The following is a 5723-nucleotide window of genomic DNA, read 5'->3' as shown; positions in this document are numbered from 1 at the left end:
TGACTGCCTCACATAGATGTTCCAAATACTCGTCGAACGACGTCTCCCAGTCCATCACTTCCTCATGCAAAGGATGAAGAAGCTCCTATAATGCCATGTGTTTTATGACACAGTAAGACTAGAAAAGTTCCTTTAACAGGCTTGAACGGGTTCCCGCTCATTCGAAAGAGGCAACGCGGCGTAGAGTCCTGCGCCTTTCGATCCTTTTTCCTTGAGGGCCTGGACGGTAGTCTCGTCGCGGTGAATTAGCCACTGACCCAGCAAAACCGTCTTGAGCGCGTCTTAGATCCGCCTATAGTGCAACTTGGCAGGGGGGTGGTCCAGTTCGCCGGAGGGTCGCGGCTGATCGCGATGTTCGCGCGCCCGCACATCCCCCATCCGGTACTGACTCGCACCGCATTTGTCGCACAAGCTGAAGACTCGAATTATCTCTCAGGTTCTGCGAGTCACGGTCCGACCTGTCTTGTCATCACGCTCGATTGCCAACGCGACGTTTCGACATCGTTCCTGCAAACCTTTCTCTTCTGTCAAACCGATCAAGCCGCCCTTGTTGTCAGATGAGCGGGATCGTACGGTCTGTCAGTCTGTCATGCGCAAGGATCGCCCAGATTGTCCGGGCCATCTTGTTCGCCAGCGCAGCCGCGGTCACGTTTGGCGGTCGCCGCTTCTGCAGTCGTTCGGCCCACGTTCCGCCATGATTCCTGTGGAAGCGGACGCTACGTGCGCCGTGGATCAGCAGTGTGCGCACGTATGTATCGCCACGCCGACTTATGCCCAGCAATTGATTCTTGCCGCCGGTACCAATCTGATTGGGGACCAGGCCGAGTCAAGAAACGAACTCCCGCCCTGATCTGAACGCCTTCGCGTCGCTCATGGTGGAAACCGTGACTGTTGCTGTCAGCAGCCCCACACCGGGAATCGCGGCGATTGCCTTGCATGCTCGGTCTTCCTTCATCCATGCCTGCAGGCGCCGTTCAATATCGGCGATCTGCCTGTCGAGCCGCTCAAGATCGCTCCATGGCTCGCGTAGTAAATCGACCAGCATCGCCGGCAGTCTCTCCGACAGCCTCGCCAGCACGCGGGAATCGCCTTGTCCAGCTCAGAACGGCTCTCTGCCACCACCTCGCCGTATTTTGTGAGCAAGCCTCGCAGGCTGTTCATCTGCATGGTGCGAAACTCGATTCGCTGTTGTCGCTGCCGGTGCCGTGCCAACACTGCCTGCTGAGCCTCTGTCTTCACGGCGACCGGTTTGCTGGGCATCTGCGTGGCCATCCCAACGTTATCGTTATACGCATAAGCTTGCGGGCATCCTCTTATCGAAATCATTGTTCCGTCAAGCATTTTGACCGTGTTGAAAGGACGGCGAGGCCTCAGGCAGGAACACATCGGAATTCTGTGAAAGATCTTCGTTTTTTTCGAAAGCGTGTTTGGTCGGTCTCTCTCACTATTAAAGTGTAGGCATCAACCCAGTCCGCATTCACCGATGCGACGCGTACAGGGCCGATCGATAAGTGCATGAGCCCGGCAAGCGTGGGTTATACGGAAATGACTTCGACGTGTCGCCACCTCATCATATTCAGATGCTATGTTGCGACCGGCCGTCGGCTCCGGGCTCTCTCTCCCCATTCGAGAGGCTTCGTCAGCCTCTTTGGGTGTGAGATGAAGCTCTGCACAGGATGGCTGTGTCGGCGCGCCGTCGTCTGTGTCGACGATAAAAGGATGGTCAAAGCCGTGGCGATTCGAGCGGTAGGCCTGCTCTTCTGTAAAAGGAGGATCGGCGGCTTCCCGCATTAGCTGTTTGCTCGAAATTTTGCGCCTCCCTTCATGCAAGCTTTCGATAGGCAGCGCTTGTGGCGATAAGGGGCAGGCCTCGCGAGCTACGTGGGTATTTGTTCCATCGAATAATGCGGCGTCTCAATTTTTAGGGTGTTGCTAAATGAAGTCCAACGTGTTCCAAGCGTGCGACGACTGGAGGCTGCAAGCAGCAGTGCGGTTGAGTGACAGTGGCAATCTAAACAAGGAAAAACCAATGACTTTTCACGTCGGAACAAGGTCGAGAGCTAGTTTCCCAATGTTAATATCGCGCACGAAGGGAGTGTTCCTACTAGCGCTCGCGTTGGTGGCGTGCGGTGGTCAGGAAGCCGATACGCCGACGCCGACGCCGCCGACGCCATCAACTATCGTTTGTAAAGATTACGACGGTAATAGCGTGCAGGTCAAGCCCAAAACGGTCACCATATACAATAACGCAAGCGGAAGTACGATTTATCCGGTTCTGTCCACGAGCAAGAACGCGGTAAATGAATGGATTCAGGGTTGTCTTCGCAGTGCCGATCCCTATCCGACGAAATATGTGTATAAATTGTACGTTAACGAAGGCAGAGGAATACCTCCTGGTTCGTCCGTAACAATCACTCTCCCGCTATATAGTCGGCTTGCAGACGATCGCTACATTACTTGGTGGAATGGCGGACGGGTCGTATTGGCGGACCAAGTTGATCGATTGCGAAATGAACCGGATGAAGCTTTGCCGACCCCTGAGGGTGTAAGCTGCAGGGGTAACAATTCAGAATGTAGTTTGACTACTTACTCAAGTGATGTTCAATTTCCGGAGAATATCTTTGCTCAGTTATCAGAGTACACTTTCGGGGATTCTGTTATTCCGCCTGGGCAGGCCGAGCGGCTGCTGAAACCAGAGAACGTCGGATACAATATATCTTACGTCGATCATGTTTACATGCCGGTAGCAATCGGACCGAAGAGCAACCCATATATAGGATTCAGTGGATCCGATGCATCCCTCCCGTATTTCAGGAATAAAATTGCATCATTCTTGAATTCATCATTGGGGAAGGGTTGGCCGGTATACAACTTGAGCCAGCTTAAATTGCCAGGTGGATATAATATTTTTGCGCAACGGACAGGGACTTTGCCACCAAGCGACAATGTTCCCGTCAAGCCGGCAAAGGGTTTCCCTCCCGTATTAACGGTGCAGTCGTGCATTGAGGGAAAATGCAGTGAAGAAGAAAAGGCGGCTGTTCACTTCGGCGACTCTGTTCAGCGTCTACAAAATCTATGGGGCTCCTGCGTCGATTGGGACGAAGATGTAAGTGAGTACGTTACTCAGAAGGTTAGCTGCCCGGATGCTTTAAGGAATAAGCTTAGTGTAGTTAAGCAGTTCTACACGCAGAATCACCAGCAGTACTTGAAATTATATGCGAACGGGCAGTGTGCTGGAAGCCAAGAGTCAGCGCCTGTGCCCTTCAACTACTGGGAAGCAGTTAAGCATATCTATGGGTGGGTCCCGTTTAATGAGGGATGCGGTGCAGGTGCGAATCCCCTGGCGGAAACGAAAATACCGGGGTGGGATCACGCTGCAGTACAATCGCTCTATATACACGATCTTCAGTATAATTATCAAAATCCAAGCGTTACGAATGAGTCGATCTTTAATCCATATGTTCAGCTAGTCCATGGCGAGGATTATCTGTCGATGGATGCTTACGCCTTCTCTGTTGATGACGCAGTTGGGTTCATGAGCGAACTCGGAGATGGACTCATTTTTGCCGTGGGTGGCGGTAATGGTCTGGAGAATCAACAACACTTCAGTTATGCCGATGGCTTCTCCGTGGCAATTGGCGTCCCGTCATCGATGGTGGGCAATGTAACCATGCCATTAATTAAGAAGTATGGAGTCTGCGCGATAAATAGCAACACAAGTGATCCGGGCTGTCAGAACAATAGGCAAAATGTTACAATGCCGGAAAATAGTCAAATCGCCGGTTTTAGGGTTGGTACCGTGTCAAATTATCCTGTAAAAGTTCAGTTCACTGATTTACGGAATAACATATACTCGTTCGTTGTACAGTCGAAATTTGCTGCATGCCCGGACAGCTTGAATCCGTCACAATGTCCGGCTAATAGAAGTGCCATTTTTGACAAGCAATCTTGCTTGGTTACAACCAGTCAAGGAACAAAGCATGCTAAGTCAGACGACTGGTGCAAAAATGCCAACCCTAATCAGCAACGGGAAAAGCAACTGACGAAAAATTTTCTCAGTTTTCCTCAGCCCGTTGATTTCATGTAGTGATGTGCTTCCCGCGTCGGCATCTGCCGAGGCGGGTAATCCGATCGAGCACCACCTCCGGAATTCGGCGGGCTCACGCGCGAGGCTAGATCGGAAGGTTGCGTTGAAGAATGCTATATGAGTTCGTCTTGCAGGTTTTTGGGGGACGCGGACTGCAAATGCGCGGTTGGGAGTCCGCTCGTGCGCTCGCCTATGGCCGCCCGTCCCCCAAGCTACCGGGTCCTCGACAAACAAGGTGGTCGACCGCAATATCTACAGCGACGAGTGTCGGGAGCAACCGATCGCCGTTACCCGCTGCTGGCGAGGGCTCGAAGGCGCGGCTACCGTATCGGGTCGGCGCTGGCAGACTTGCGAGGGCGGGCCTTTCTCGCCTTGAACAATCGCGGGCTACGGCGCGCAATTAAGATACGGCCACTGAACGAGCCGCTCAGTAGCGACTCTGAATCAGCCACTTACTGGCTTTGCAAAATGCCTGACATAACTGTCAGGCTGACTGAAGAAAGTGGATGCCAACGTTTCAAAAAATCGAGGAACAGAGACATGGAATCAAATCCCGAAAGCAGTCTACATGAAGGAATTTCGCGAAGAGGCAGCCAAGCTCGCGCTGACGGAAGGCGTCGGCGTTGATGCCATTCTCACGGGCAGGTCTCGCAACGGAGACGCCCGGTTCACACGCCGCTGCCGCGAGCCGATCCCGAAGCTCCCTTGAGTAATTCGGACGGCCCGCTCGACTACCCGGCTTCTTCTCTGAGGACTCTGACAAAATGACGTCCATCAAATCGAAAATGATGGACATCATTTTGCTGCGTCCTGAGGTCGCTCCCTACAACGGTCGAGACGAGCCGCTGATAGGACTTTCCTTGTCAATCGCGAGATCCGTATCTTCGTTTCTTCAAAGACAAAGGGATTTCCTGAGGGCGACGTAGCAGTAAGGCCGTAAGCGCGGCACCAGAAACGTCTTGACTAGAGATTGTGATTCTCCGACTGCGGCGCGGAACTGATCAGCAACGACCTGCGGTGCGAGTTCGTTGATGCGGTTAATCGCATGGTCGGCGATGCGTGCGAGCACGAAGCGTAGATATGCCTCAGGATCGAGGCTGTTCAGTTTTGCGGTTTATGCCGTCTACCGAAGTATGCCGAGCGGCTCTCTTGGCAGCCGCACTTACGCGCTCGATTGCGAAGTACGGCGCCTGTGTGGTGCAGGCTCCATTCGGCATAGTCCTTCGCTTCACAGCGATTCAAGAAAGCTGATCAGGCGGTCGCCTGGCCGGAAGCGGTTCGATTTGCGGTTCTCGTAGGGCTTAAGCTTGCTCAGTGCCGCCCCTTTGAGCGCGAGATGGGCATGCAGATATGTCTGCGTTGTTTCAATTGATTCGTGGCCCAGCCATAGTGCGATCACATGCCTGCCATCGCCGCGGCGACTTCCTGAGTGTGATGTTTGCGCTTGCTCATATAGAGTCGGACCTGCTGGTGCGTCACGTAGGTTCCAGGCATGGCTGTTCGCTTCTTGTTTGACGCGATCAGCCATCGTAAAACCCCGCTACTCCGGCGCCGCCGGTAGTTCGTCGTCTCCGGCGGCTACGCCGCCTTCGACTCCTCACCACCGGCCAAGGTAACTGTCAAAGGACCGGCCAAG

Annotated in this window: 3 protein-coding genes and 2 pseudogenes; 2 read left to right on the top strand and 3 right to left on the bottom strand. The window is 53.5% G+C overall.

What is annotated here, in order from left to right; genetic code table 11:
• Nucleotides 1-553: 553 nt before the first annotated feature.
• Nucleotides 554-1278: pseudogene (locus tag IAG25_RS40775) on the bottom strand (IS110 family transposase); the annotation flags it as partial.
• A gap of 658 nt (nucleotides 1279-1936) precedes the next feature.
• Between IAG25_RS40775 and IAG25_RS40770 the strand changes: the two are divergent.
• Nucleotides 1937-4087: a hypothetical protein gene (locus tag IAG25_RS40770; protein ID WP_222946875.1), complete on the top strand. Its 2151-nt coding sequence runs from the start codon at nucleotides 1937-1939 to the stop codon at nucleotides 4085-4087.
• A 568-nt stretch (nucleotides 4088-4655) separates the two neighbouring features.
• Nucleotides 4656-4796 carry a hypothetical protein gene (locus tag IAG25_RS40765; RefSeq protein WP_187609851.1) on the top strand — a complete coding sequence of 47 codons (141 nt, stop codon included), beginning with the start codon at nucleotides 4656-4658 and terminating at the stop codon, nucleotides 4794-4796.
• A gap of 306 nt (nucleotides 4797-5102) precedes the next feature.
• On the opposite strand, the pseudogene IAG25_RS42465 reads toward IAG25_RS40765, so the two are convergent.
• Nucleotides 5103-5201 (bottom strand): annotated as a pseudogene (locus IAG25_RS42465) (transposase domain-containing protein); the annotation flags it as partial.
• Nucleotides 5202-5315: 114 nt separating this feature from the next.
• Nucleotides 5316-5615, bottom strand: a complete 300-nt coding sequence (locus IAG25_RS41290) for a hypothetical protein (RefSeq protein ID WP_222946874.1) — start codon at nucleotides 5613-5615, stop codon at nucleotides 5316-5318.
• Nucleotides 5616-5723 lie beyond the last annotated feature (108 nt).

The organism is Caballeronia sp. EK (assembly GCF_014384845.1).
GTDB lineage: Bacteria > Pseudomonadota > Gammaproteobacteria > Burkholderiales > Burkholderiaceae > Caballeronia > Caballeronia jiangsuensis.
Note: the sequence above shows the minus strand (reverse complement) of the source record. Positions and strands in the feature narration are given on the sequence as shown.

Coding starts and splice junctions, on each gene's coding strand:
- IAG25_RS40765 (WP_187609851.1), top strand. CDS start 4,656: ATGAAGGAATTTCGCGAAGAGGCAGCCAAGCTCGCGCTGACGGAAGGC.
- IAG25_RS41290 (WP_222946874.1), bottom strand. CDS start 5,615: ATGGCTGATCGCGTCAAACAAGAAGCGAACAGCCATGCCTGGAACCTA.
- IAG25_RS40770 (WP_222946875.1), top strand. CDS start 1,937: ATGAAGTCCAACGTGTTCCAAGCGTGCGACGACTGGAGGCTGCAAGCA.